Genomic DNA, 507 nt, shown 5'->3' on the forward strand with positions numbered 1-507 from the left:
GCTCGGCGAGCGTTGGAGGTATAGCACCGGTTCTGCCGATGTGTCGGGCAATACGTCCCGAAAATGCAGAAACAAAAAGGGGCCGGATCCCCCTCGCAAGCGAAGGTTCACCGGCCCCGCGCAATCCGTGGGGGAGGCGGTTCACGCCTTGCGTGGAGACGGGCTCAACCCATGTACAGGCCACCGTTGACCGGATAGTCGGCGCCGGTCACGTACGAAGCTTCATCCGACGCCAACCACGCACACAGGCCAGCTACTTCCTCCGGGCGTCCCAGGCGGCGCACCGGCACCGAGGCGGCCAGCCGGTCCAGTACATCCGGCGGGAAGCCGCTGATCGCCTGGCTGGCGATGTAGCCCGGCGACAGCGTGTTGACGGTGACCCCGCGCGAGGCCACTTCCGCCGCCAGCGCACGGCTGAAGCCGTGCATCGCGGCCTTGGCGGTGGCGTAGTTCACCTGCCCGATCTGACCCTTGTGGGCGCTGACCGAGCCGATGTTGATGATGCGC

The 507-nt window shown here is 66.9% G+C and carries 1 protein-coding gene; it reads right to left on the minus strand.

Annotated features, from left to right (window positions below; genetic code table 11):
* Positions 1-164: 164 nt before the first annotated feature.
* Positions 165-455, minus strand: a complete 291-nt coding sequence (locus tag DAI20_RS20490; protein ID WP_497802665.1) for an SDR family oxidoreductase — start codon at positions 453-455, stop codon at positions 165-167.
* Positions 456-507: the final 52 nt, after the last annotated feature.

It is taken from the genome of Planctomonas deserti, assembly GCF_003067705.1.
Taxonomy (GTDB): domain Bacteria; phylum Actinomycetota; class Actinomycetes; order Actinomycetales; family Microbacteriaceae; genus Planctomonas; species Planctomonas deserti.